This window comes from Nocardioides sp. CER19 (assembly GCF_029846275.1).
Classification (GTDB): domain Bacteria; phylum Actinomycetota; class Actinomycetes; order Propionibacteriales; family Nocardioidaceae; genus Nocardioides.
The window spans coordinates 1,657,858-1,682,974 of the sequence record NZ_JARVWS010000001.1; the positions used below are offsets into that span (position 1 = coordinate 1,657,858).

Below are 25,117 nucleotides of genomic sequence, written 5' to 3' on the forward strand. Positions count from 1 at the left end.
CCCTCCCCGCACATCCCCGCACCCCGCTAGCCTCGAACGAGGCGAGAAACAAACCAGAAGGAGAGCCCGAACGTGGCTGAGATGTTCTACGACGACGACGCCGACCTGTCCCTGATCCAGGGCAAGAAGGTCGCGGTCATCGGTTACGGCAGCCAGGGCCACGCGCACTCGCTGTCGCTGCGTGACTCCGGCGTCGAGGTCCGCATCGGCCTGCAGCCGGGCAGCAAGTCGCGGGCCAAGGCCGAGGCCGAGGGCCTCACCGTCGGCACGCCGGCCGAGGTCTCCGAGTGGGCCGACGTCGTCATGATCCTGGCGCCCGACCAGCACCAGCGGAAGCTCTACGCCGAGGAGATCGCGCAGCACATGACCCCGGGCAAGGCGCTCGGCTTCGGTCACGGCTTCAACATCCGCTTCGGCTACATCCAGCCCCCCGAGGGCGTCGACGTCTTCATGGTCGCGCCGAAGGGCCCCGGCCACCTCGTCCGCCGCGAGTACGTCGACGGCCGCGGCGTCCCGGTGCTCGTCGCCGTCGAGCAGGACGCCTCCGGCAAGGCGTGGGACCTCGCCCTCTCGTGGGCCAAGGGCATCGGCGGCCTGCGTGCCGGCGGCATCAAGACCACGTTCACCGAGGAGACCGAGACCGACCTGTTCGGTGAGCAGGCCGTCCTCTGCGGTGGCGCCTCGCAGCTGATCCAGTACGGCTTCGAGACGCTGACCGAGGCCGGCTACCAGCCGGAGGTCGCCTACTTCGAGGTGCTCCACGAGCTCAAGCTCATCGTCGACCTCATGTACGAGGGCGGCATCGCCAAGCAGCGCTGGTCGGTCTCCGACACGGCCGAGTACGGCGACTACGTCTCCGGCCCGCGCGTCATCGACCCGCACGTCAAGGAGAACATGCAGGCCGTTCTCACCGACATCCAGAACGGTGAGTTCGCGAAGCGCTTCATCGCCGACCAGGACGCCGGCGCGCCGGAGTTCAAGGAGTTCCGCGCCAAGGGCGAGCAGCACCCGATCGAGGCCACCGGCCGCGAGCTGCGCAAGCTCATGGCCTGGGTGAAGTCGCACGACAACGACTACACCGAGGGCACCGCCACCCGCTGAGCCCGTCCCTCGTCGACGACGCCCCCCGACCCTGCGGTCCGGGGGCGTCGTCGCGTTCCCTGGTCCGAAACGGGTGATCCCGGCTCCCGTCCGCTCGTGCTCGGGTCCCAGCAGGAGCGATCTCGGGAGGTCCGCATGTCGCACGTCCGCACACTGCTGTCAGCCGCCACCGCACTGGTGGCCTCCGTCGCCCTCGCGGTCCCGGCCGGCGCCTCTCCCGGCAGTCGACCTGAGACTCCCGCGCCGGGGGCCGCCGGCATCGGCGATCCCTACTTCCCGACCGAGGGCAACGGGGGCTACGACGTGCAGCACTACGGCATCGTCCTGGACTACCGGCCCGCCACGGACCTGCTGCGCGCGACGACCACGATCACGGCGCGCGCCACGCAGGCACTCTCGGCCTTCAACCTCGACTTCCACGCCCTCACCGTCCGCTCGGTGCGGGTCGATGGCAGCGCCGCGCGGTTCTCGCGCTCGGGCGACGAGCTGACGGTCACGCCCCGGCACGCGCTGAAGGACGACGCCCGGTTCACCGTCGTCGTCTCCTACGACGGCGTACCGCAGGCCATCGACGACCCGGCACTGGGCCTCAACGGCTGGATCAACACCGACGACGGCGCCCTGGTCGCCGGGCAGCCCTACGGCGCCGCCACCTGGTTCCCCGTCAACGACCACCCGCTCGACAAGGCGAGCTACTCCTTCTCGGCCACCGTTCCGCGCGGCCTGCAGGCAGTGGCGAACGGCAGCCTCGTGTCGCGCCGCGACCACGGCGGGTCGACGACGTGGCGCTGGGAGGCGCGCGACCCGATGGCGTCCTACCTCGCGACCGTCGACATCGGGCGGTTCGACCTCTCCTCGCGCCGCGTCCAGGGCATCCACTACCTCGACGCGGCCGACCCGGACCTCGATGCACGGCCGGTCTCGGCGGCCGACGGGACGACGTTCGCCTGGTCACAGCAGGCGGACTCGTCCTACAAGCGGCTCGCGCACACCTTCGCGATCCCCGCCGGGGCGACCGGCGCCGCCGCCACGCTGAGCTTCCTCGTCAACCGCAGCACCCAGCCCAACCGCGACTACGCCTTCGTGGAGGCCGCCCCGTCCGGCACCGACGACTGGACGACGCTCGCCGACACCAACGGCCACACCACCCAGCGCACCGGCAACGCGGTCTGCGCCGACCTGCTCGGCGAGCACCCGTTCCTCGCCCACTACCTGAGCGATCCCGGCGACGGGGCCGGCTGCGACCCGACGGGCACGACGGGGGAGTGGCACGCGGCCAGCGGCGCGGGCGCGGGCTGGGAGCGATGGGGGGTCGACCTGTCGGCGTACGCCGGTCGGTCGGTCGAGGTCGCCATCACCTACCTGACCGACTCCTACGCCGAGCGTGATGGCGTCTCGGTCGACGCGGTCGTCGGCCCGGGCGGCCAGGGCAGCACGTCGTTCGAGGACGGCACGCTGGACGGCTGGACGGTGCCCGGCTCCCCGGAGGCGAACCCCAATCCCAACGACTGGGTCGCGACGACCACCGGACCGCCGCCGATCGGGCGGAAGATCAGGGCCTCACTGGCCCGGGAACCCGAGATCGTCGCGTTCCTGTCCTCGCAGTTCGGTCGCTACCCGTGGCGCGAGTCGGGCGCGATCATCGACGACCTGCCCATCGGGTTCGCCCTCGAGACCCAGACCCGGCCCGTCTACAGCCCGCTCTTCTGGTACGGCGGCCCGGCCGACGGCGACAGCGTGATCGTCCACGAGCTCGCCCACCAGTGGTACGGCGACAGCGTCGCCGTGGCCCGGTGGCAGGACATCTGGCTCAACGAGGGCTTCGCGACCTATGCCGAGTGGCTGTGGGGCGAGCACGAGGGCCTGTTCACGCCGCAGGAGGCGTTCGACGACCGGCTGGCGGGGATCCCGCCCGACGACGAGTTCTGGCAGCTGCCCATCGGGGACCCCGGCCCGGCCGACCTCTTCGACGGCCCCGTCTACGACCGCGGGGCGATGACGCTCCAGGCGCTGCGCAACCGGATCGGTGACCGCACCTTCTTCACGCTGCTGCGCCGCTGGGCGAGCGAGCACCGCGACGGCAACGGCACCACGCCGCAGTTCATCGCCCTCGCCGAACGGCTCTCCGGCCAGCAGCTCGACGGCCTCTTCGACACCTGGCTGAGCGCCGGCTTCCCCGGCGCCGCTGCGGGAGCACCGACGCTGCGGGCGCCGGCTGCCGCGTCGACCGGGCTGGCGGCCGCACTGCAGGCCGGGGCGCAGGCCGGGGCGCCGAGGAAGTAGCGGCCGGGCGGAACAAGCAGGCCCCGTCGGCTTGTTCCGTCCCACGTGCTCATCGAGATCTGGTCCGACATCGCCTGCCCCTGGTGCTACATCGGCAAGCGCCGCCTCGAGGCGGCCCTCGCGGACTTCGACCACCGCGACGACGTCGACATCGTCTACCGCTCGTTCCAGCTCGACCCGACCGCGCCGACGGTCGCCACCGAGACGACGCAGGCCATGCTCGCCGAGCGCTACGGCGTCAGCCGGGCCGAGGCGGCCCAGATGCAGGCGCGGGTCACCGAGCTCGCCGCCGCCGAGGGGATGACCTGGCGCCACGACGAGACGGTGCACGCCAACACGCTCGACGCCCACCGGCTGCTCCACCTGGCCAAGGAGGTCGGCCGGCAGACCGAGCTCAAGGAGGCCCTGCTCGACGCCAACTTCGCCGGGGCGCGCAACATGGCCGACCACGACGTGCTGCGCGAGATCGCGGTCGGTGCCGGGCTGCCGGCGGAGCGTGTCGACGCGGTGCTGGCGAGCGAGGAGTTCGCGGCCGACGTACGCGCCGACGTCGACCAGGCGCGCGCCTACGGCGCCAACGGCGTGCCCTTCTTCGTCGTCGACCAGAAGTACGGCGTCTCGGGCGCCCAGCCGACCGAGCTCTTCGGCCAGCTCCTCGACCGCGCGTGGCGGGAGTCCCACCCGGCCGTCGAGCTGGTGGCGGGTGAGGCGGACGGGGCGTGCGGCCCCGACGGCTGCGCGATCTGAGGAAAATCATGTGAGGTCTGCCTCAGCATGGTTAGGCAAACCTAATCCGTGGGCGTAACATCGCGTCCGTGGTTGCGAACTACCTGATCGGTCTGCGCGAGGGGCTGGAGGCTGCGCTCGTCGTCAGCATCCTGGTCGCCTACCTGGTCAAGACCGGACGCACCGGGCTGCTCCCGCGGATCTGGGCCGGTGTCGGTCTCGCCGTGGCGATCTCCCTGGCCTTCGGTGCGCTGCTGACGTGGGGGCCGAACGGCCTCACCTTCGAGGCGCAGGAGGCCATCGGCGGCAGCCTGTCGATCATCGCGGTCGGGTTCGTCACCTGGATGATCTTCTGGATGGCGCGCGCCGCGCGCGGACTGAGCGGCGAGCTGCGCGGAGCGATCGACAAGGCGGCCGACGGCAGTCGCTGGTCGCTGGTCGTGGTCGCCACGCTCGCGGTCGGCCGCGAGGGCCTCGAGACCGCCCTCTTCCTCTGGGCCGCGACCAAGGCCGGCACGCGGGAGGCCGCGGGTGCGGTCACGCCGACGTGGGAGCCGCTGCTCGGCGCCATCCTCGGCCTGGGCACGGCGGTCGTCCTCGGCTACCTGATCTACCGCGGCGCCATCGCGGTCAACCTCACCAAGTTCTTCACGTGGACGGGTGCCTTCCTGATCCTCGTCGCCGCCGGCGTCCTCTCCTACGGCGTCCACGACCTGCAGGAGGCGGGGATCCTGCCCGGCGAGCACACCATCGCGTTCGACGTGTCCGGCGTCATCGACCCGAACTCGTGGTACGGCAGCATCCTCAAGGGCGTCTTCAACTTCTCGCCCGTGACGACCGTCCTCGAGGCCACCGTCTGGCTGCTCTACGTCGTCCCTGTGATGTTCCTCTTCTTCTGGGGCAAGCGCCGCGCCACCGCGGCGCAGCGCCGGGCCGTCCAGCCGGCCGGCCAGAGCGTCCCCGCCCAGCACTGACCCCACCGTTCAGGCGCGGCCGCCGGCCGCCGTACGACCCGAGAAGGACCCCTCCATGCGCAAGCCTGCCCTCGCCCTCACCGCCGCGGCGCTCGTCGCCGCCCCGGTGTTCGCGGCGTGCACCGAGAACGCCTCGTCCGCCACGGGCGACAAGGGCGACCCGCGCAGCCTGACCGTGAGCTCCTCGGCCGACGCCTGCGACCTCTCGGCCACCAGCGCCCCGGCCGGCAAGCTCACCTTCGACGTCACCAACACCGGCTCCCAGGTCACCGAGTTCTACCTGCTCGGTGCCGACGGGCTCACGATCAAGGCCGAGATCGAGAACATCGGTCCCAACATCAGCCGCAAGCTGACCGTGAACGCGACGCCGGGCAAGTACGTCACCGCCTGCAAGCCCGGCATGAAGGGCGACGGCATCCGCGCCGACTTCACCGTCGCGAAGTCCGAGGACGCGCCGACCGTCTCCGCCGACGAGCAGCAGCAGGTCGCCACGGCCGTGGCCAACTACAAGGCCTACGTCAACGACCAGTCCGACCAGCTCCTGGCCGCCACGCAGAAGTTCGTCGGCCTCTACAAGGCGGGCAAGGACGACGAGGCGCGCGCGCTCTACCCGCAGGCGCGGATGCACTGGGAGCGGATCGAGACCGTCGCGGAGTCCTTCGGTGACCTCGACCCGAAGACCGACGCCCGCGAGGCGGACCTGGAGCCGGGCCAGAAGTGGACCGGCTGGCACCGGATCGAGAAGGACCTGTGGCCGCCGGCCGGCTACCAGGCGCTCTCTCCGGCCGAGCGGGCGACGTTCGCCGACGACCTGATGAAGAACGTCACCACGCTGGACACCCGGATCGCCGGTCTGAGCTACACCGTCGACCAGATCGCCAACGGCTCGCGCGGCCTGCTCGAGGAGGTCGCGACCGGCAAGGTCACCGGCGAGGAGGAGACCTGGTCGCACACCGACCTGTGGGACTTCCAGGGCAACGTCGACGGCGCCAAGGTCGGCTGGGAGGGCGTCAAGCCGATCGTCGAGGCGAAGAACCCCCAGCTCGCGCTCCAGCTCGACCAGCGCTTCGGGGCGCTGCAGCAGCTGCTCGACCAGCAGAAGGCCGGCGAGGGTTTCACCTTCTACGACAAGGTGAGCGACGCTGACCGCAAGGCGCTCTCCGACGCGGTGAACGCCCTCTCCGAGCCCTTGTCCCAGCTCACTGCGGCGGTGCTGTCCTGACCGGGATCTCTCGTCGAGGCCTCCTCGGCGGCGGCGTGGCCGCTGCCGGGGTGGCCGGTGCCTTCGTCGCCGGCCGGGCGACCGCCGACGACTCAGCGACGGCCACGAGCGGTCCCCGGGCCTACGCGTTCCGCGGGACCCACCAGGCCGGGATCGTCACGCCCGCGCAGGACCGGCTGCACTTCGCCGCGTTCGACGTCACGACCGAGTCCCGCGAGGAGCTGGTCGCGCTGCTGAAGGCGTGGACCGACGCCGCCGAGCGGATGACCCGCGGTCACGGCGCCGGACCGGTCGGCCCCACCCAGGGTGCCACCGACCTGCCGCCCGACGACACCGGCGAGGCGATCGGCCTCCCGCCGAGCGGCCTCACGATCACGTTCGGGTTCGGTCCCGGTCTCTTCCGCAGCGCCGACGGGAAGGACCGATTCGGGCTCGCCGCTCGGCAACCGGCCGTGCTCAAGACGCTGCCGCACTTCCCCGGTGACATGCTCGTCGCCGAGCGCTCCGACGGCGACCTGTGCATCCAGGCCTGCGCCGACGACCCGCAGGTCGCCTTCCACGCGATCCGCAACCTGGCCCGGATCGCCTTCGGCACCGCGTCGGTGCGGTGGAGCCAGCTCGGCTTCGGGCGTACGTCGACCACGTCGGTCAACCAGGACACCCCACGCAACCTGTTCGGCTTCAAGGACGGCACGGCCAATGTCAAGGCCGAGGAGACGGCCGACCTCTCGAAGCACGTGTGGGTCGCGTCCGGCGACGACGCGAAGGCGGAGTGGCTCGCGGGCGGCTCCTACCTCGTCGCGCGTCGCATCAACATGCACATCGAGACCTGGGACCGCCAGTCGCTGGGCGACCAGGAGGGCTTCGTCGGCCGCACCAAGGACACGGGCGCGCCGCTGTCCGGCGGAAGCGAGTACACCAAGCCCGACTTCGACATGCCCGGGCACGACGGCCCGGTCATCCCCGCCGACTCGCACGTCCGGCTCATGCACCCCGACTTCAACGACGGGGTGAGGATCCTGCGCCGCGGCTACAACTTCGTCGACGGCTCCAACCAGCTCGGCGGGCTCGACGCGGGCCTGTTCTTCCTGGCCTACGTGCGCAACCCCGAGACCCACTTCGTCCCCATCCAGACGAAGATGGCCGCCCACGACGCGATGATGGAATACCTCAAGGTCACCGGCTCCGCGCTCTTCGCGGTCCCGCCGGGCACCCGCGCGGGGGACTACGTCGGACAGGCGCTCTTCGAGGCCTGAGCCGGTCAGGCCTCCAGCCGGTCGGAGACGGCGCCGGCCACCAGGAACTCGCCCCAGCCGAGCGCGCCCTGGGCCCGGCCGTCCAGGCAGACCAGCGTGCGCGGCTGCGGAAGGCGCTGGCGCGCCTCCCGCACGAGCTCGGCGCCCGCTGTACGGAACAGCAGGGCCGAGCAGCCGCTGAGCTCCCGGAGGAGCTCGTCCACGCTCGCATCCTCCGGATCGATCAAGGCCCAAGCCGCCCCCGCTCGGCTCGCGCCGAGGATGCACGTCAGTGCCAACGGGTCGTTGGCCGACAGCACGGCGACGGTATCCCCGGCGCCGACGCCGTATGCGGCGAGCGATGCGGCGATGCTCCGGCTCAGGCCCTGGGTCTCGGCATAGCTCAGCGTGGCGGCCTCCGTGACCAGGCACGGCGCCGTGGGCGCGAGGGCAGCACCGAGGTCCAAGCAGTCGACCAGATTCACAGATTCTCCTGTGGGGGGAGAGGAGGAACGGTCGGGCGGGGAAAACCCGTGTTCACCGGATTGTGGGGAACCTCCGGACCACGGTCAAGGGACGTCTGGACATCGTCCAGCCACCCACCTGGGTGGTTGAGGGAGGCAAGGAGATGATGGCGAAGACCGGCCGCCCTGGGGGGAGATTCGAGGAAAGACGTCGCGAGGTCGCCGGCTGATCAGTGCTTGGTGGCGATCAGCACGGAGGCGTCGGCCGCCACCATCACCTCGACGGTGGTGAACCGCTCGTCGGTGAGCCACGCCTCGCGCAGCGTGTCCACGCGGCCGTAGGCGATGGGCGGCCACTGCTCGCTGGGCGTGAAGTCGTCGAGCACGACGATCCCGCCGGGCTCGACCAGGTCGACGATCCGGTCCACGCCCACCTCCCCGGGCTGCTCGGAGTCGAGGAAGAGCAGGGAGAACGGCCCCTGGTCCAGCAGCGTCGACCAGTCCGCCGAGAGCACCTCGACCTGCGGGTCGTCGGTGAAGATCTCGGCCGCCGCCGAGGCGAGCTTGGTGTCGAGCTCGGCGGTGAGGATGCGCACGTCGTCACGACGTACGCCGGAGCGCAGCCATGCCGTGCCGACGCCGGTGCCGGTGCCGAACTCCGCCATCGTCCCGCTGCGCGTCGCCGCCAGGGCGGCCAGCAGTCGACCGGTCTCGTTGCGGCAGAACGAGACGTAGCCGGCCCGACGGGAGACGTCGAAGGCGCGGGTCACCACCTCGGGAAGCTCTGGCGGGGCGCTCATGGGCGCGAGTCTTTCACGTCCGGTGCCCGTCTCGGATGACGGACGGATCGCGGGATGTCGCTGACGTCGTACGTCGGCCCGGCTAACCTGCTAGGCACCATGCGGAGCATTCTCGTAGTAGCGCGCCGCGACGGGGCCGGACAGCCCAGCTTCAGCTGAGTGTCTGAGAGGCCACCTCGTCGCGGTGGTCGTGCTCGTCTGCGAACGGGCCCGCTGGCTTCTCGACATCTGTCAGTCCTGAAGCCAGAAGGAACCTCCGCGATGCCCACCCAGTTCCTGTCCCGGACCCTCGAGTGGGGTCCCGCCATCCACGACCCCGAGAACCCGTTCGGCCATCCCGCGACCGAGGCGGCTCTCGACCGTCGGGACGCCGCCGACGACCAGCCCGACGACAACTAGAGTCCTCGCCGTGACTGAGAACCTGCGTCTAGCTGTCATCCCCGGCGACGGGATCGGCCCCGAGGTCACCGCGGAGGCCCTCAAGGTCCTCGAGGCCGCCTCGCCGGTGAAGTTCGAGCAGACCCGCTACGACCTCGGTGCGGAGCGCTACCTCGCGACCGGCGAGGTACTGCCCGACTCGGTCCTCGCCGAGGTCAAGGAGCACGACGCGATCCTGCTCGGCGCCGTCGGCGGCAAGCCGAACGACCCGAACCTGCCTCCGGGCATCCTCGAGCGCGGCCTGCTGCTCAAGCTGCGCTTCGAGCTCGACCACTACGTCAACCTGCGCCCCTCGCGGCTCTTCCCCGGTGCGGTCTCCCCGCTCTCCGACGCCGTGCTGGGCAAGGGGGAGATCGACTTCGTGGTCGTCCGTGAGGGCACCGAGGGCCTCTACGTCGGCAACGGTGGCTCGATGCGCACCGGCACCGCTGCCGAGGTCGCCACCGAGGTCTCGCTCAACACCGCCTACGGCGTCGAGCGGGTCGTGCGCGACGCGTTCAACCGCGCGCAGCGTCGCCGCAAGAAGCTCACGCTGGTCCACAAGACCAACGTGCTCGTGAACGCGGGCTCCTTGTGGTGGCGCATCACCCAGGAGGTGGCCGCCGACTACCCCGAGGTCGCCGTCGACTACCTGCACATCGACGCCGTCATGATCTTCATGGCGACCGACCCGTCGCGCTTCGACGTGATCGTCACCGACAACATCTTCGGCGACATCATCACCGACCTCGCCGCCGCCATCACCGGAGGCATCGGGCTGGCCGCCTCGGGCAACGTCAACCCGGACCGCACCTTCCCGTCGATGTTCGAGCCGGTGCACGGCTCCGCGCCCGACATCGCCGGTCAGCAGAAGGCCGACCCGACCGCCGCGATCCTCTCCGCCGCGCTGCTGCTGGACCACCTCGGTCATGCGGACGCGGCGGCGCGGATCGACCGGGCGGTGCTGGCCGACCTGTCCGCGCGCGACGGCGCCAACCGCCGTACGGCCGAGGTCGGCGACGCGATCGTCGCCCGCCTCTGACCCCGACATCCCCGACCCGTACAGCTAGCCATGAGGGAGGACTAGCCTCATGTCCATGGACATCCACACTTCGCTCTCGGCCCACAAGGTCAGTGACGAGCGCCTTGCCGAGATCCTCGCGGACCCGGGGTTCGGCAACTACTTCACCGACCACATGTTCACGACCGAGTGGACCCCCGACCAGGGATGGCACGACGCTCGGATCGAGCCCTACGGGCCGATCTCGCTCGACCCGGCCACGGCTGTTCTCCACTACGCCCAGGAGACGTTCGAGGGCATGAAGGCCTACCGGCACGCGGACGGCTCCATCCAGGCCTTCCGGCCGGAGGCCAACGCGGCGCGGATGGCCCGCTCCAGCCACCGGCTCGCCCTGCCGGTCCTCCCGGAGGAGGACTTCGTCCAGGCCGTCGACGAGCTCGTCAAGGTCGACGCCCGCTGGGTGCCGGAGGCCACCGAGGGCAACGAGAAGTCCCTCTACCTGCGGCCGTTCATGTTCGCCTCCGAGGCCTTCCTCGGCGTGCGCCCGTCGCAGCACGTGACCTTCATGGTCATCGCGTCGCCCGCGGGCTCCTACTTCAAGGGCGGCGTCAAGCCGGTCCGGATCTGGCTCACCGAGGAGTACACGCGGGCCGGTCGCGGCGGCATGGGTGCGGCCAAGACCGGCGGCAACTACGCGTCGTCGCTCGTCGCCCAGCAGGAGGCCTACGACCACGGCTGCGACCAGGTCGTCTTCCTCGACGCGGCGGAGGGCAAGTACGTCGAGGAGCTCGGCGGCATGAACCTCTACTTCGTCTACGCCGACGGCCACATCGTCACGCCCGCCCTGACCGGCACGATCCTCGAGGGCATCACCCGCGCCTCGATCGTCGAGCTCGCGGGCAAGCTCGGCCACCAGGTCGAGGAGCGCCGCTTCGGGATCGACGAGTGGAAGTCCGGCGTCGAGTCCGGCGAGATCGTCGAGGTCTTCGCCTGCGGCACCGCCGCCGTCGTCACCCCCGTCGGCGAGCTGGCGTGGGACGGCGGCTCCGTCACCTCGCCCGCCGGGGAGGTCGGCGCGACGATCCGCAAGCAGCTCGTCGACATCCAGTTCGGCCGCTCCGACGACACCTTCGGGTGGATGCACCGCATCGTCTGACCCGCGCGTCGGCCCATCCTGAGACCAGGATGCGCCGATTCGGCGGTTAGTCTCAGGGCGTGTCCACAGCACCGCGGGAGCGAGTGCCGAGGCCGGGGGAGCCAGAGGGTCCGCGGGCCATCGGCGGCTACACCCTGCTCGCGCCCCTCGGCGAAGGTGGGATGGGCGTCGTGCACCTGGCCCGTCGCTCCGACGGGCAGCGGGTGGCGCTCAAGGTGCTGCGCCCCCACGTCGTCGGTGACGACGAGACGCGCTCCCGGCTGGCTCGTGAGGTCGCGTCGCTCCGGCGGGTCCGGAGCCGCTGGGTCGCCGAGATCATCGACGCCGACCCGTGGGCGCCCGTGCCCTACATCGCGACGCGCTACGTGCCGGGCCTCTCCCTCCACGACGAGGTGGCGCGCGAGGGCCCGGTGCGCGGCGACGACCTGTCCTGGCTCGCGCGGTGCCTGCTCGAGGGCATCGCCGCCGTGCACGAGGCCGGCGTCCTGCACCGCGACGTGAAGCCGTCCAACGTCCTCATGGAGGGCCGCACCCCGGTCCTCATCGACTTCGGGCTGGCCCGGGTCGCCGACGATCCCAAGCTCACGCAGACCGGCTGGCTGCTCGGCACGCCCGGCTACCTCGCGCCGGAGATCCTCTACGGCGACGACCCGACGCCGGCCGTCGACGTGCACGCCTGGGCCGCGACCGTGGCCTACGCCGCGACCGGCCGGCCGCCGTACGGACGCGGGCCGTCGATGGCCGTGATGGACCGCGCGCGGCGCGGCGAGCACGACCTGGACGGCGTACCGTCCCAGCTGCGCGAGGTGCTCGACGCGGCGCTCAGCCCCGAGCCGGGGCGCCGGCCCACCGTCGACCGTCTGCTGGCCTGGCTGCGCGGCCACGGCCCGGCCCCGATCGCCCGGGCGGTGTCGGCACCGCTGCCGCCGGTACCGCCGACGCCCGCGCCCATCGAGACGATGCCGCTCGCGCTGTTCCACGACGAGCTTGACGCGCTGCCCGATGGGATGCCCGACGCGGAGACCCGGGTCGAGCCTGCGCCCTGGGACGTCCCGATCGCTCCGGAGCCGGCCGGTCCGCCCGGCTTCAGCGAGCGGGCTCGGCGCTTCGTCCTGCTCGCGGCGACAGGGCTCACGGCCGCGGCCGGCGTGGCGGCGTACCCCTGGGCCGGCCTCGCCGCCCTGGTCGTCCTCGTCTGGCTGCTGCGTACCGGCTCGCTCGCCGCCTCGATGGTGGGGGAGCGGCGTCGCCTGCGCGGCGCCAAGTGGTACGACGGCCCACGCCTGGTCCTCGGCGCTCCCTGGGACTTGCTCCGCTCCCTGCCGGCGACGGTCCTGCTCGCACTGTGGGCCTGCGGCCTGGCGGTCGCGGCGATGCTCGTCTGCTACGCCGTCGCCGCAGCTCCGACCGTGACGCTCCCGGTCGCCGGCCTGGTGCTGGTCGGCTCGCTGTGGTGGGGGCCCGGTGGCTCCCGGCTGCGCTCGCCGGTCAACCGGGTCGTCCGACCGCTCTCCCGCGGCCTGCGTGGCTGGGTGATCGCCCTGGCCGTCGTGGTCGCGCTCGGCGGCCTGCTGGGCGGGCTCGCCTCCAGCGGCGCGGACTGGTTGCCAGCGAGCGGCGCGCCGCTGTCGGCGCTCGGGGACTGACGTCTGGTCGCCGGCCCGCCCCGCGCCGAAGTGTCACGGTGACACGTGGCGGGTCGGGTGACGGTTCCGAAGGGTCACTGATGGCGCGAACTGTCACGGTGACCGTTGGGGGACACGCGGCCGGCCTGCCCCGCGCGGAAGTGTCACGGTGACACGTGGCGGGTCGGGTGACCGTTCCGAAGGGTCACTGATGGCGCGAACTGTCACGGTGACCGTTGGCGGACACCCGGCCGGCCCGCCCCGCGCCAAAGTGTCACGGTGACCCCTGGCGGGTCGGGTGACCGTTCCGAAGGGTCACCGGACCCGCCAATGGTCACGGTGACACTTTGCGAGTCCTGCGCGGGCTGACCGGATGTCAAGACTCCACGTCCGCATGACGGGCTCCGGTGGCAGAATGGCGGGCATGCAGCTGGGCACGATCATTAGCTAGCGCGTCAGGAACCTGACGCGCCGACCTCTCGCACCCCGAGAGGTTTTTTTGTGCCCGCAACACCCCAGGAGTTGGACTGATGAGCGAGTTCCACGTCTACGACACCACGCTGCGCGACGGCGCGCAGCAGGAGGGCCTCAACCTCTCGGTGGTCGACAAGCTGGCGATCGCGCGCCAGCTCGACGGGCTCGGCGTGGGCTACATCGAGGGCGGCTGGCCGGGTGCCAACCCGAAGGACACCGAGTTCTTCCAGCGCGCCCGGACCGAGCTGAAGCTCGAGCACGCCCAGCTGGCGGCGTTCGGCGCGACCCGTCGTGCCGGCCTCAAGGCGGCCGACGACCCGCTCGTCGCGGCGCTGCGGGACTCCGGAGCCGGGGTCGTCACCCTCGTCGCCAAGTCGCACGACCGGCACGTCGAGCTCGCCCTGCGGACCACGCTCGACGAGAACCTCGCGATGATCCGCGACACCGTCGGCCACCTGCGTGCCGAGGGGCAGCGCGTCTTCCTCGACGCCGAGCACTTCTTCGACGGCTACCGCGCCAACAAGGCGTACGCGATCGAGGTCCTGCGCACCGCTGCCGAGGCCGGGGCCGAGGTCGTCGCGCTCTGCGACACCAACGGCGGCATGCTCCCGACCTGGGTCGCCGACGTGGTCAACGAGGTGGTGTCGGCCACCGGCGCCAAGGTGGGCATCCACTGCCACAACGACACCGGCTGCGCCGTCGCCAACACGCTCGCGGCCGTGGACGCCGGGGCGTCGCACGTCCAGGGCACGGTCAACGGCTACGGCGAGCGCACCGGCAACGCCGACCTCATCGCGGTCGTGGCCAACCTCGAGCTCAAGCTCGGCCGGCCGGTGCTGCCGGAGGGGCTGCTGCGCGAGGCGACGAGGACCGCGCACGCGATCGCCGAGGTCACCAACGTCCCGCCCGCCTCGCGCCAGCCGTACGTCGGCTCGTCGGCGTTCGCGCACAAGGCCGGCCTGCACGCCAGCGCGATCAAGGTCGACCCCGATCTCTACCAGCACATGGACCCCCTCGGGGTCGGCAACGACATGCGGCTGCTCGTCTCGGACATGGCCGGTCGCGCCTCGATCGAGCTCAAGGGTCGTGAGCTCGGCTTCGAGCTGAGCAGCGAGCTCGCGAAGCGCGTCACCGACCGGGTGAAGGAGCTGGAGTCGCGCGGCTACACGTTCGAGGCGGCCGACGCGTCCTTTGAGCTGCTGCTCGTCGAGGAGGTCGAGGGCACCCGGCCGGCGTACTTCGACGTCGAGTCCTGGCGGGTCATCAGCGACGGCGCCGGTGACAAGGCCGGGCTGACGGAGGCCACGGTCAAGATCGTCGCCGACGGCGTCCGCTATGTCGTGACCGGTGAGGGAAACGGCCCGGTCAACGCGCTCGACGCGGGCCTGCGGGCCGCGATCGGGCAGGCCTTCCCGGAGGTGCAGCAGTTCGAGCTCACCGACTACAAGGTCCGGATCTTCGACGAGAGCCACGGCACCGACGCCAAGACGCGCGTACTGATCGAGACCTCCGACGCCGACGCCTCGTGGGTGACCGTCGGTGTCGGCGAGAACGTCATCGAGGCGTCGTGGGAGGCGCTCGTCGACGGTCTGACATTCGGGCTGCGCCGACACCGCTGACCTGCCAGGGTGGGGCGTGTGAGACTCGCACCGACCTACCCCATCGAGACGGAGCGCCTCCTGCTCCGCCCGCTGACCTCCGAGGACGTCGACTCGGTCCACGCCTACCAGTCGCTGCCCGAGGTGTGCGCCTACGTGCCCTACGAGCCGCGCACCCGTGAGCAGGTGGAGGAGCGGCTGGCCAAGCCGGAGTTCACCCGGCACGAGCTCGACGCCGAGAAGCAGGCGCTCACCCTCGGGATCGTCGTGAAGGACACCGGCCGGCTCGCCGGCGACGTCATGCTCTTCTGGCACAGCGAGGAGCACCGGTCGGGCGAGCTCGGCTACCAGCTGCACCCCGACCACTGGGGCCGGGGCTACGCCACCGAGGCCGGGCGTGCCGCCCTCGGGCTCGCGTTCGAGGAGCTCGGGCTGCACCGGGTGATCGCCCGGATCGACGCCGAGAACCCCGGATCGGCGGCCGTGCTGCGCCGCCTCGGGATGCGCCAGGAGGCGGTGCTCCACGAGAACGAGTGGTTCAAGGGTCGCTGGAGCACGGAGATCGACTTCGCGATGCTCGACCGGGAGTGGCGCGCCCTGTCGCACGGTGCCTGAGCGGCGTAGCCTCGCGCCGTGACCGACCTCCACGACCTGTCAGCGCTGGAGCAGGGCGAGCTGGTCCGCCGGTGCGAGGTGTCGCCGGGCGAGCTCGCCGAGCACTACCTGCAGCGCATCGAGAAGCTCGACGACGTCGGCGCCTTCGTGACGCTCGCCGAGGAGCGGATCTCGTCGTGCGCCCGCTCGCTCGCGGTGCAGCCGGTGGGGGAGTCGCCGCTGTTCGGCGTGCCCACGGCGATCAAGGACCTCAACCTCACCGCCGGCGTACGCACGACGTTCGGCTCCGCCGCGTTCGCCGACCACGTGCCCGAGATCTCCGACAACGTGACGCTCTCCATCGAGGCCGCCGGGATGATCTCGCTCGGGAAGACCAACACGCCCGAGTTCGGTTCGCCCTGCTACACGGAGCCCGACGTCGCGCCCCCTGCCGTGACGCCGTGGGACCGGACGCGGGGAGCCGGCGGCTCCTCGGGAGGTGCCGCGGCCGCGGTCGCCGCCGGGCTGGTGCCCGTCGCCCAGGGCTCGGACGGGGGCGGCTCGATCCGCATCCCCGCGTCGTGCTGCGGGATCGTCGGCTTCAAGCCGTCGCGCGGGGTGATCTCCGGGTCGCCGATGTACGGCGACCCCGTCGGCCTCGCGACCGCCGGGCCGCTCGCCCGGTCCGTGCGCGACGCGGCCGCCTTCCTCGACGTACTCGCCGGTCGCCGGGTCGGGGACCCGTCGTGGGCGCCGGTGGGCGACTACCTGGAGGCCTGCGACCGGCCGGTCGGGCGGCTGCGGATCGCGCGGTTCATCGAGCCGGTCATCGCCTCGGCGTCGGTCGACCCCGAGGTCGGACGGGCCTGGTCGGACGCGTCCACGCTGCTCGAGTCCCTCGGCCACGAGATCGTCGACGTACCCGTGCCTCTGCCGCCGGAGGCCGTGCCGGTGTTCGAGACGTGCTGGGCGGTCCTCACCGCGCTGTCGGTCGTCCCGCCGGAGCGGGAGGGGATGCTGCGGCCGCTCACCCGCTGGCTGACGGAGCGAGGTCGCGCGGTGTCCGGGCCCGAGTTTGGGCTCGCCATCGGCGCGATGCGGCGCTTCGCGGCCCAGGCGCTGACCGCACTGGCGCCGTACGACGCCGTGCTCACGCCCACCCTCGCCGTACCGCCGCTGCCGGTCGGTGCCATCCGCGACGACGCCGACCCCGAGCGCGACTTCGAGAACCAGAAGCGGTTCACCCCGTGGACCTCCGCCTGGAACGTCACCGGGATGCCGGCCGTCTCGCTGCCGCTGCACTGGACGCCGTCCGGTCTCCCCGTCGGTGTCATGCTCGCCGCCCGGCCGGCCGAGGACGAGCTGCTGTTCTCCCTCGCCGCTCAGGTCGAGGAGGCTGTCGGCGGGTTCACCCGTCGGCCGCCGGGGTGGTGAGCGTTGCGGGTGTCTGTTCATCGAGGTATGCAGCCCAAGGTGCACTTCCCGCGCGGAGTTCCGCTGGGGGAGTGACGGTTCGGCTGCATACCTCGACGAACCAGCAGCGCGCGGACAGCACACCCACCGCCCCCTGCGGCAGCGGGAAGAACCGGGTCAGTCCCCGATACCCCGAGCGTGGAGCGCGGTCCCGGTCTCGTGCGCCCGGGCGACGACGCGGATGACGAAGGGGGTGAGGTAGGCGCGCGGCGAGCGCAGCCCGCGCGCCCGCGCGGCGTCGCGCGTCTCGAGCGCCAGGGTGAGCGTCGCGGGCAGCGACTGGATCGCCAGTCCGACGGTCAGCGCCACCCGCTCCGCGTCGACGCCGAACCGGCCCAGCGGGGTGATCCAGCGGACGAACGTGTCGAGCATGTCCGTGACGGCCGTGGTGTGGCTCAGCGTCAGACCGAGCAGGCCGAGCGTGAGCAGGTCCAGCAGCGACTCGACGGCCCGCTCGAGCCCCGACGACCACCACTGCAGCGCGGCGACGGCCAGCGCGAGCAGCAGCAGAGCGCGGAGCGCGCGCAGCACCTGCAGCAACGGGATCCGGGCGACCACGGCGAGCGCGGCGCCGCCGAGCAGGAAGAGCACGGCCGACAGCGGCCCGCGTACGACGACGAGCGCGATGCTCGCGACCACCAGGCCGAGCAGCTTGGGGCCGACCGGCGCCCGGTGCAGCAGCGAGTTGCCGGGGCGGTAGACGCCGAGGCTGTCGAGGAAGCTCACACGACCGACCCCACGTAGTCGGCGACGGCGTCCCGAGCCGCACCGTCATAGCGGACGGCGCCGTCCTCCACGACCAGCACCCGGTCGCAGCGCGCGGCCAGGTCGAGGTCGTGCGTCACGAGGATCAGCTGCTGGGGAAGGGAGAGGAGCAGGTCGCCGATGCGGCGCGTGTTCGCGAGGTCGAGCAGGGTCGTGGGCTCGTCAGCGATGACCACATCCGGCTCGACCGCGAGGACCCCGGCCAGGGCGAGCATCTGCCGCTGGCCGCCGGAGAGTGCGTGCACGCTGACGTCCGCGCGGTCCGCCAGCCCGAAGCGCTCCAGCGTGGCGAGCGCGGCCGCGCGTCGCTCGGCCCGGGGGAGCCGCTTGCGCAGCGAGAGCTCGACGTCCTCGACGCAGGTCGGCATGACCAGCTGTGCGGACGGATCGGTGAAGCAGAACCCGACCCTGCGGCGTACCTGCGCCCCCTGCCGCACCGTGTCGAGCCCGTCGACCAGCACCTGCCCGACCGTCGGCTCGACCAGCCCGTTGACGAGGCGCGCGAGCGTCGACTTCCCGGAGCCGTTGCCGCCGATGACCGCGATCCGCTGCTCGCGCAGCACGAGCTCGGTGGGGCCCAGGATCGTGCGGCCGCCGGCGGTGACACCGGCGCCCTCGAAGCGGATCTCAGCCACGAGACCCCAGGAGCCGAGGGAAGGCGCGGTGGACCTCGGCGGCGACGATGGCAGCGACGGCGGCCTTGATGAGGTCGCCGACCCAGAAGGGGGCGTCGAAGGAGGCCGCCTTCGCCCACGAGACGTCCAGGGCCAGGCGGAGGCCGGTGATGCCGGCCGCGTGGTTGACGAGGACGGCCGCGACGGCGGGCACGAACAGGAACAGCGCCCGCGTGCGCTTGACGCCGACGAGGACCGCGCCGAGGCCGGCGACCGCGGTGAGCACAGGAAAGCTGTAGAGGTAGCCGGCCGTCGGGCCGGTGAACACGGCGGCGCCCGAGGTGTGCTCGGCGAAGACGGGCAGGCCCACGAGGCCGAGCAGCAGGTAGAGCGACGCGGCGAGGAAGCCCCGCACGGGCCCGAGCACGAGACCGGTGAGGATCAGCGCGAACGTCTGCAGCGTGATCGGGACGCCGGCGCCGCCCACCGGGATGCCGGCGGTGTACGCCGCTACGGCGATGAGCGCGGCGAAGACGGCGATGAGCGCGAGGTCGGTGGTGGTGAAGCGGCGGCGTACGTCGACGGCAGTCGTCGTCGTGTCGGTCGTTGTCATGCGTCGGGCTTCCTGTCGGGACCTGAACGGTGGTCAGGTGAACGGCGTTCAGGTTAGGCTGGCCGCGCCTTGCCGGTCAACGTGTCTCATCCTGGGAGTAGGTCACATGCGCTACCGCCGCGACGACGTCGTCGCCAGGGCCGTCGACGTGCTCGACGGCTGCGGCCTGGCCGACCTCACCATGCGACGGCTCGGCGCGGAGCTGGGGGTGCAGCCCAGCGCGCTCTACCACCACTTCGCCAACAAGCAGTCGCTGCTCGCTGCGGTCGCCGACGAGATCCTGGCCCGGGCGTCCTGGCCGCTCGAGGGGTTGTGGGAGGAGCGGGCGACCGGCATCTGCTCGGTCCTGCGCGACTCGCTGCTGGCCTATCGCGACGGCGCGGAGGTCGTCGCGACCGTGTGGTCGTTCGGGCTCGGCGCCGCACATCCCTACGAGGCGCTCGTCGACGCGCTGGCCGAGGCCGGCCTCGGCGAGCTCGCCACGGTCGCCGCGCGGACGTTGCTCCACTTCGTCTACGGGCACGCGGTCGACGAGCAGACCCACCTCCAGGCGGCGTCCGTCGGCGCCATCGACGACGAGCCGCGGGAGGCGTCGGACTTCGAGACGGGGCTGGGGCTGGTCATGGCCGGGATCCAGCTCGCCGTCGCCGTACGCGGGGCCTGAGCCACCTGTCAACGTCAGTTCGGTCATCTTCCTGACCCTGCAACCGTCCGGAAGATGACCGGGCTGACGTTCACCTCAGCCGCGCCCGCCACTCAGCAGCCGCTCGCATTCCTCGATGAGACGCTGGCGGATCGGGGCGGCCCGATCGGCGAAGGATCGCTGCAGCTCGGCGTACTCACGCTTGCCCTCGGCCGTCTCGACAGGCACCGGCGTCCACGGATCGCCGCTCGGGTCGAGTCGGACACCCGTCATGTCGTACGGCGCCGCGCGCATGTCGAGGATCCGGATGTCCCACGCGAGCTCGAACGCGTCGGCCACCAGGTCGGACGGGACGAGGGGTGAGAGCCGGAACGCGTGCTTGTAGAGGTCCATCCCGCCGTGCAGGCAGCCGGGCTGCTCGAAGTCCGGCCGGTCGTCGGCCTCGGGGGAGAGCGCGTTGAGGGGCACCGCGTCCGGCGTGAAGAAACGGTAGGCGTCGAAGTGCGAGCAGGCGATCCGGTGGGACTCGACGACCGTGTCGGTGGCGGTCGAGCCGAGACGCAGCGGCACCGGATGGCGGGTCGTGTCGGCGCGGTAGACCATCGCCCACTCGTGCATCCCGAAGCAGCCGAGGTTCGCCGGCCGCGACGCGGTCGCGCGGAGCAGGCGGAGCAGCGTCTCGAGCAGGACGCGCTGCGAGGCGAGGTACTCGGCCGAGACGGTCTCGACACGGGTCTCGATACGCTCGCTGGCGCTCGCTACTCGACCTCCGAGATCGCTGGCGCTCGCTACTCGGCCAGCGACGCCGGCGTACCCCTTGAGCGACGAGTACGTCGGCGCGTCGGCCAGCCCCACGCCGAACCCCGGGTGCCAGCGCAGCAGCTGGGCGGGGCGCTGCGAGTAGTAGCCGAAGAGGAAGTCGTGGACCGGGTGCTTGGTGCCGGTCTCCCGGCGCGCGAGGTGCGGGTCGACGTACGGGGCCAGCCGGGCGCGGTGTGACGCCGCCCGCGCCTCCCACTCGTCCCGCGACAGCACCTCCACGGAGCACAAGGCTAGGTCGATAGGCTCCGAGGGTGCGCATCGCGAGATTCACCACCGGCGGAGACCCCCAGTACGGCGTGATCGCCGGTGAGCTCGACCAGTTCGGTCAGCCCGAGGAGGACGCGCAGATCCTCGTCCTGGCCGGCGACCCGCTCTACGCCGGCCTCAATCCGACGCAGCAGGCGCTGCCGCTGAGCGAGGTGAAGCTGCTCGCGCCGGTGATCCCGCGCAGCAAGGTGGTCGCGATCGGCAAGAACTACGCCGACCACGTCGCGGAGATGAAGGACGTCACCGGCGGCGACGCTCCCGAGGAGCCGATGTTCTTCCTCAAGCCCAACACGAGCGTCATCGCACCGGGCGACAGCATCGTCTACCCGGCCCAGAGCGAGAACGTGCACTTCGAGGGCGAGCTCGCCGTCGTCGTCGGCCGGATCTGCAAGGACGTCCCGGCGGCCAAGGCGGCCGACGTCATCTTCGGCTACACACTCGCGAACGACGTCAGCGCGCGCGACCTGCAGGTCAAGGACAAGCAGTGGAGCCGGGCGAAGGGCTTCGACACGTTCTGCCCGCTGGGCCCGTGGATCGAGACCGAGCTGACCCTCGACGAGATCAAGGCCGGCATCGACCTCAAGACCTACCTCGAGGGCGACCTCAAGCAGGACGGCAGCACCGCCGACCTGATCTTCGACATCCCCCGGATCATCGAGCACGTGAGCGCCGCGATGACCCTCCTGCCCGGTGACGTCATCCTCACCGGCACGCCCGCCGGCGTCGGCCCGATGCAGGCCGGCGACGAGGTCGAGGTGACCTCGTCGCGCCTGGGCGCCCTGACCAATCCCGTCGTGAAGAAGTGAGTGAAGTGACCGTTCGCGTCCGTTTCTGCCCGTCCCCGACCGGCTCCCCGCACGTCGGCTTCGCTCGTACGGCGCTCTACAACTGGGCCTTCGCGCGGCACCACGGCGGCACCTTCGTGTTCCGCATCGAGGACACCGACAAGGAGCGCAGCACCGAGGAGTCCCTCGAGGCGATGATCGGCGCGATGGAGTGGCTCGGCCTCAACTGGGACGAGGGCCCGCTCGTCGGCGGCCCGCACGGCCCCTACCGCCAGTCCGAGCGCGGCGACCTCTACCGCGACGTCCTCGCCCGGCTCGCCGACTCGAAGTTCACCTACGACTGCTACTGCACCAACGACGAGGTCGCTGCGCGCCGGCTGGAGAGCGGCTCCAAGGTGATGGGGTACGACGGCCACTGCCGTGACCTCACCCAGGACCAGCTCGACCGCTTCGTGACGGAGGGCCGCCAGCCGGTCGTCCGGTTCCGCATGCCCGACGGCTCGGTCACCTGGGACGACCTGGTCCGCGGCGAGATCACGTTCGAGACGCAGTACGTGCCCGACTTCGCGCTGTGCCGCGCCAACGGCGACCCGCTCTACACCCTGGTCAACCCGGTCGACGACGCGCTCATGGAGATCACCCACGTGCTGCGCGGCGAGGACCTGCTCTCGAGCACGCCGCGCCAGATCCCGCTCCACCAGGCGCTCGTCGAGCTCGGCATCTCGAAGGGCGTGCCCGAGTTCGGTCACCTGCCGTTCGTCATGGGCGAGGGCAACAAGAAGCTCTCCAAGCGCGACCCGCAGGCGCACCTCTTCGGCTACCGCGAGGACGGGTTCCTCCCCGAGGGCCTGCTCAACTACCTCGCCCTGCTCGGCTGGGCGATCGCGGCCGACCGCGACGTCTTCACGCTCGAGGAGATGGTGGAGGCGTTCGACATCAAGGACGTCAACCCCAACCCCGCGCGGTTCGACCTCAAGAAGGCGGAGGCGATCAACGCCTCCCACATGCGGATGCTCTCCGTCGAGGAGATCACCGACCGCGCGCTGCCCTACCTCAAGAAGGACGGCGTGCTCACCGATCCGGTCAGCCCGGCCGACCAGCAGCTGCTCGAGCTGGCGATGCCGTTCGTCGCCGAGCGGATCAACAAGCTCACCGAAGCGTCCTCGATGCTCGGCTTCCTCTTCATCGCCGAGGAGGACTTCACCGTCGACGAGGCCGACAAGGCCAAGCTGGTCGACACCGACGAGGGGCAGGCGGTCGTCCAGGCGGCGTACGACGCTCTCGCGCGGGTCGAGCCGTGGTCGGCGGCGAGGATCAGCGACGCACTGACGCTCGCACTCGTCGAGGAGATGGGGCTCAAGCCGCGGGTGGCGTTCGGCGCGGTCCGGGTGGCCGTCACCGGCCGCCGGATCAGCCCGCCGCTGTTCGAGTCCCTCGAGCTGCTCGGCCGCGACCGCAGTCTCGGTCGGCTCCGGTCGGCGCTCTCCTGAGGGGCGCGCCGATGCGGGCCGGGCTGGAGTACCAGGAGATCCACCGCGGCGGTCAGACGAGCTGGTGGCGCGCGCTCATCGGCGTCTTCGTCCTGTTGCTGAACTTTCTCGGGTTCATGCTCTTCCCGCTCGTGCTGATCGCGCTGTTCACGGTCTACTTCGTCTCCCAGGGCGACACCTACGACCAGGCGATCCAGCACTTCACCGGTGACACGGTCACGCCGGCGTCGCTGGCGTTCCTCAACCTCGCGCTGGCATCGGCCATCCCGACGGTCATGATCCTGACCTACGTGCTCCACGGGTGGCTCAAGCCCGGCTGGGTCGCGTCGGTCGTGGGTCGGGTCCGGTGGGGCTGGTTGGCGATCTGCCTCTTCCTCTCGGTGTTGGCGCTGCTGGCCACCCTGATCGTCTCCGCGCTGCTCCCATCGGCCGGCGACGCGGGCGACGTCGGCGGCCACCTGAACCCTTGGACCTCGACCACCGGGCAGTTCCTGCTCGTGATCGTGTTCCTGACCCCGCTGCAGGCAGCGGGGGAGGAGTACGCGTTCCGCGGCTACCTCACCCAGGCCGTCGGCGGGCTGTTCCGGAAGCGCTGGGTCGCGGTCGTCGTACCCGCCCTGCTCTTCGCGCTCGCCCACGGCGCCCAGGACGCCCCGGTGTTCTTCGACAGGTTCGCGTTCGGCCTGGTCGCGGGCGTGCTCGTGATCATGACCGGCGGCCTCGAGGCGGGCATCGCGATGCACGTCCTCAACAACTTCCTGGCGTTCGGCCTGGCCCTCCTGTTCGGCGACATGACCGACACGCTGAACGCCTCCGGCGGAAGCTGGTGGATGATCCCGAGCACCCTGACGCAATCGCTCGTCTACCTCGCCCTGGTCACGTACGTCGCCCGCCGGCTGCGCATCGCGACGAGGACGTCGGGCGAGGCGGCTGAAGGTGCCACCGAATTGGTCGGCCAAACCCCGTCCGTGTAAGGTTCCATCTCGGTTCAGCCGCCCAGGCGGAGGAGCCGATCGACTACTGAGTCGATGGTCTATGGTGTAATTGGCAGCACGACTGGTTCTGGTCCAGTTAGTCTAGGTTCGAGTCCTAGTAGACCAGCGGATCCGAGCGGAAAAGCGAGGATTTGGTGCGGAAACACGGCCCCGGCTAGTGTTCTGCAAGTCGAAAGACAATGCCCCCGTTGTGTAGCGGCCTAGCACGCCGCCCTCTCAAGGCGGTAGCGCCGGTTCGAATCCGGTCGGGGGTACCAGCGACACGAGGCCCTGGTCAGCAGAGATGCTGGCCAGGGCCTCTGCCGTTGTGTCCGCGTGTCTGCGGCTCGATCGGCGTTCTGCAGCCATCACTCGACTCTGGAACGTGTCGTCATGGATCGGATTGCGCCCAGGTGGTCATGCCGCACCGGCGGGAGGTGGCTGGGGAGGTGCGACTGCGTCGACGGGGGTGATCGGCATGGCTTCCCAGGCCTGGGCGAGCTCGGCGGTACTCAACTCCTGGGTGTCGCCGGGTTCGAGCTGGCTCAACCCGCACTGGGTCCAGAACTCCTGGTGGTGCTCACCGTCCAGGACGGCTGCGACGTGGCCGCGGACCGGGGCGTGCTGGTGGTCGGCGGTGACCTGGATGTAGCGGTGCCCGGAGTCCTGGGCGCGCCAGGCGCGGACGTGGGGCCGGGACAGGATGGTCGCCCAGGCGAGTATCTCGGAGGGATTGTCCACGGTGGCGGTGACGTCTCCGCAGATGTCGAGCTCTCGGCTGATCCGCAGCAAGATCGCGAGCTCGCGCGCCTCCCGGGAGGGGTACATCGTGTTACTCCGTGGAGGTGGGTTGGTCGGGGGTGGGTGCGGCCTGGACAGAGCGGCAGCGCGTGCGCCCGGTCTCGGCCGTGCCCGGGGAACGACGAGCCGCGGTCCGCGCATCAGCAGCGCCTGCTTCGAGGGGCCGACGCCGGTGCGTGC

24 protein-coding genes and 2 tRNA genes are annotated in these 25,117 nt (G+C 71.3%); 19 read left to right on the forward strand and 7 right to left on the reverse strand.

Annotated features, from left to right (window positions below):
- Window positions 1–72: 72 nt before the first annotated feature.
- The 6 genes from ilvC (at window position 73) to efeB (ending at window position 7,562) form a co-directional block, all read left to right on the forward strand.
- Window positions 73–1,101 (forward strand): ketol-acid reductoisomerase, encoded by a 1,029-nt coding sequence (gene ilvC / locus QDS12_RS08155; protein ID WP_279878330.1) that lies wholly within the window; start codon window positions 73–75, stop codon window positions 1,099–1,101.
- 135 nt (window positions 1,102–1,236) lie between these two features.
- Complete coding sequence (locus QDS12_RS08160; RefSeq protein WP_279878333.1) at window positions 1,237–3,384, forward strand: M1 family metallopeptidase; 2,148 nt, start codon at window positions 1,237–1,239, stop codon at window positions 3,382–3,384.
- 45 nt (window positions 3,385–3,429) lie between these two features.
- Entirely contained in the window at window positions 3,430–4,131 is a 702-nt protein-coding gene (locus tag QDS12_RS08165; protein WP_279878335.1) for a DsbA family oxidoreductase, read from the forward strand.
- Window positions 4,132–4,199: 68 nt separating this feature from the next.
- On the forward strand, window positions 4,200–5,084 hold the full coding sequence (gene efeU, locus QDS12_RS08170; RefSeq protein WP_279878337.1) for an iron uptake transporter permease EfeU: 885 nt from the start codon (window positions 4,200–4,202) through the stop codon (window positions 5,082–5,084).
- Window positions 5,085–5,139: 55 nt separating this feature from the next.
- Window positions 5,140–6,306, forward strand: a complete 1,167-nt coding sequence (gene efeO / locus QDS12_RS08175; RefSeq protein WP_279878338.1) for an iron uptake system protein EfeO — start codon at window positions 5,140–5,142, stop codon at window positions 6,304–6,306.
- 5 nt (window positions 6,307–6,311) lie between these two features.
- Entirely contained in the window at window positions 6,312–7,562 is a 1,251-nt protein-coding gene (gene efeB / locus QDS12_RS08180) for an iron uptake transporter deferrochelatase/peroxidase subunit (protein ID WP_279878491.1), read from the forward strand.
- A gap of 5 nt (window positions 7,563–7,567) precedes the next feature.
- On the opposite strand, the gene QDS12_RS08185 is transcribed toward efeB, so the two are convergent.
- Both QDS12_RS08185 and QDS12_RS08190 read right to left on the reverse strand, forming a co-directional pair.
- Window positions 7,568–8,026, reverse strand: coding sequence for an AMP-binding protein (locus QDS12_RS08185; RefSeq protein ID WP_279878340.1), 459 nt, complete (start codon window positions 8,024–8,026; stop codon window positions 7,568–7,570).
- Between the two features lie 209 nt (window positions 8,027–8,235).
- Window positions 8,236–8,805 (reverse strand): class I SAM-dependent methyltransferase, encoded by a 570-nt coding sequence (locus QDS12_RS08190; protein ID WP_279878343.1) that lies wholly within the window; start codon window positions 8,803–8,805, stop codon window positions 8,236–8,238.
- A 261-nt stretch (window positions 8,806–9,066) separates the two neighbouring features.
- Between QDS12_RS08190 and QDS12_RS08195 the strand changes: the two genes are divergently transcribed.
- The 7 genes from QDS12_RS08195 (at window position 9,067) to QDS12_RS08225 (ending at window position 17,124) form a co-directional block, all read left to right on the forward strand.
- Window positions 9,067–9,204 carry a hypothetical protein gene (locus QDS12_RS08195; protein WP_279878345.1) on the forward strand — a complete coding sequence of 46 codons (138 nt, stop codon included), beginning with the start codon at window positions 9,067–9,069 and terminating at the stop codon, window positions 9,202–9,204.
- Window positions 9,205–9,214: 10 nt separating this feature from the next.
- Window positions 9,215–10,264 carry a 3-isopropylmalate dehydrogenase gene (locus QDS12_RS08200; protein WP_279878347.1) on the forward strand — a complete coding sequence of 350 codons (1,050 nt, stop codon included), beginning with the start codon at window positions 9,215–9,217 and terminating at the stop codon, window positions 10,262–10,264.
- Between the two features lie 55 nt (window positions 10,265–10,319).
- Entirely contained in the window at window positions 10,320–11,399 is a 1,080-nt protein-coding gene (locus tag QDS12_RS08205) for a branched-chain amino acid aminotransferase (RefSeq protein WP_279878349.1), read from the forward strand.
- Between the two features lie 59 nt (window positions 11,400–11,458).
- Window positions 11,459–13,045, forward strand: coding sequence for a serine/threonine-protein kinase (locus tag QDS12_RS08210; protein WP_279878351.1), 1,587 nt, complete (start codon window positions 11,459–11,461; stop codon window positions 13,043–13,045).
- Window positions 13,046–13,554: 509 nt separating this feature from the next.
- Window positions 13,555–15,117, forward strand: a complete 1,563-nt coding sequence (gene cimA, locus QDS12_RS08215) for a citramalate synthase (protein WP_279878354.1) — start codon at window positions 13,555–13,557, stop codon at window positions 15,115–15,117.
- Window positions 15,118–15,135: 18 nt separating this feature from the next.
- Window positions 15,136–15,711 (forward strand): GNAT family N-acetyltransferase, encoded by a 576-nt coding sequence (locus QDS12_RS08220; RefSeq protein WP_279878356.1) that lies wholly within the window; start codon window positions 15,136–15,138, stop codon window positions 15,709–15,711.
- An 18-nt stretch (window positions 15,712–15,729) separates the two neighbouring features.
- On the forward strand, window positions 15,730–17,124 hold the full coding sequence (locus tag QDS12_RS08225) for an amidase (RefSeq protein ID WP_279878359.1): 1,395 nt from the start codon (window positions 15,730–15,732) through the stop codon (window positions 17,122–17,124).
- 156 nt (window positions 17,125–17,280) lie between these two features.
- Here the strand turns inward: QDS12_RS08225 and QDS12_RS08230 are convergent, their stop codons facing one another.
- The 3 genes from QDS12_RS08230 to QDS12_RS08240 are packed head-to-tail and all read right to left on the reverse strand — an operon-like array spanning window position 17,281 to window position 19,155.
- On the reverse strand, window positions 17,281–17,889 hold the full coding sequence (locus QDS12_RS08230; RefSeq protein WP_279878361.1) for an energy-coupling factor transporter transmembrane protein EcfT: 609 nt from the start codon (window positions 17,887–17,889) through the stop codon (window positions 17,281–17,283).
- Entirely contained in the window at window positions 17,886–18,563 is a 678-nt protein-coding gene (locus QDS12_RS08235) for an ABC transporter ATP-binding protein (RefSeq protein ID WP_279878363.1), read from the reverse strand. The genes QDS12_RS08230 and QDS12_RS08235 overlap by 4 nt, the downstream gene beginning before the upstream one ends.
- Window positions 18,556–19,155, reverse strand: coding sequence for a biotin transporter BioY (locus tag QDS12_RS08240; RefSeq protein ID WP_279878365.1), 600 nt, complete (start codon window positions 19,153–19,155; stop codon window positions 18,556–18,558). The genes QDS12_RS08235 and QDS12_RS08240 overlap by 8 nt, the downstream gene beginning before the upstream one ends.
- Window positions 19,156–19,261: 106 nt before the next feature.
- Here QDS12_RS08240 and QDS12_RS08245 point away from each other — a divergent pair, with 106 nt between their 5' ends.
- Entirely contained in the window at window positions 19,262–19,819 is a 558-nt protein-coding gene (locus QDS12_RS08245; protein WP_279878367.1) for a TetR/AcrR family transcriptional regulator C-terminal domain-containing protein, read from the forward strand.
- Between the two features lie 75 nt (window positions 19,820–19,894).
- On the opposite strand, the gene QDS12_RS08250 is transcribed toward QDS12_RS08245, so the two are convergent.
- Window positions 19,895–20,839: a 3-methyladenine DNA glycosylase gene (locus QDS12_RS08250; RefSeq protein WP_279878368.1), complete on the reverse strand. Its 945-nt coding sequence runs from the start codon at window positions 20,837–20,839 to the stop codon at window positions 19,895–19,897.
- Window positions 20,840–20,871: 32 nt separating this feature from the next.
- Between QDS12_RS08250 and QDS12_RS08255 the strand changes: the two genes are divergently transcribed.
- From QDS12_RS08255 to QDS12_RS08275, 5 genes are all read left to right on the forward strand, one after another.
- On the forward strand, window positions 20,872–21,693 hold the full coding sequence (locus tag QDS12_RS08255; protein ID WP_279878369.1) for a fumarylacetoacetate hydrolase family protein: 822 nt from the start codon (window positions 20,872–20,874) through the stop codon (window positions 21,691–21,693).
- A gap of 5 nt (window positions 21,694–21,698) precedes the next feature.
- Window positions 21,699–23,162 (forward strand): glutamate--tRNA ligase, encoded by a 1,464-nt coding sequence (gene gltX, locus QDS12_RS08260; RefSeq protein WP_279878371.1) that lies wholly within the window; start codon window positions 21,699–21,701, stop codon window positions 23,160–23,162.
- 11 nt (window positions 23,163–23,173) lie between these two features.
- The gene (locus QDS12_RS08265; protein WP_279878372.1) at window positions 23,174–24,136 is read left to right on the forward strand and encodes a type II CAAX endopeptidase family protein; all 963 of its coding nucleotides are present in this window, start codon (window positions 23,174–23,176) and stop codon (window positions 24,134–24,136) included.
- A gap of 55 nt (window positions 24,137–24,191) precedes the next feature.
- Window positions 24,192–24,263: transfer RNA gene (locus QDS12_RS08270), tRNA-Gln, on the forward strand.
- Window positions 24,264–24,338: 75 nt separating this feature from the next.
- Window positions 24,339–24,414: transfer RNA gene (locus tag QDS12_RS08275), tRNA-Glu, on the forward strand.
- Window positions 24,415–24,553: 139 nt separating this feature from the next.
- On the opposite strand, the gene QDS12_RS08280 is transcribed toward QDS12_RS08275, so the two are convergent.
- A complete protein-coding gene (locus QDS12_RS08280; RefSeq protein WP_279878373.1) occupies window positions 24,554–24,964 on the reverse strand; it encodes a hypothetical protein in 411 nt (136 codons plus the stop codon).
- Window positions 24,965–25,117: the final 153 nt, after the last annotated feature.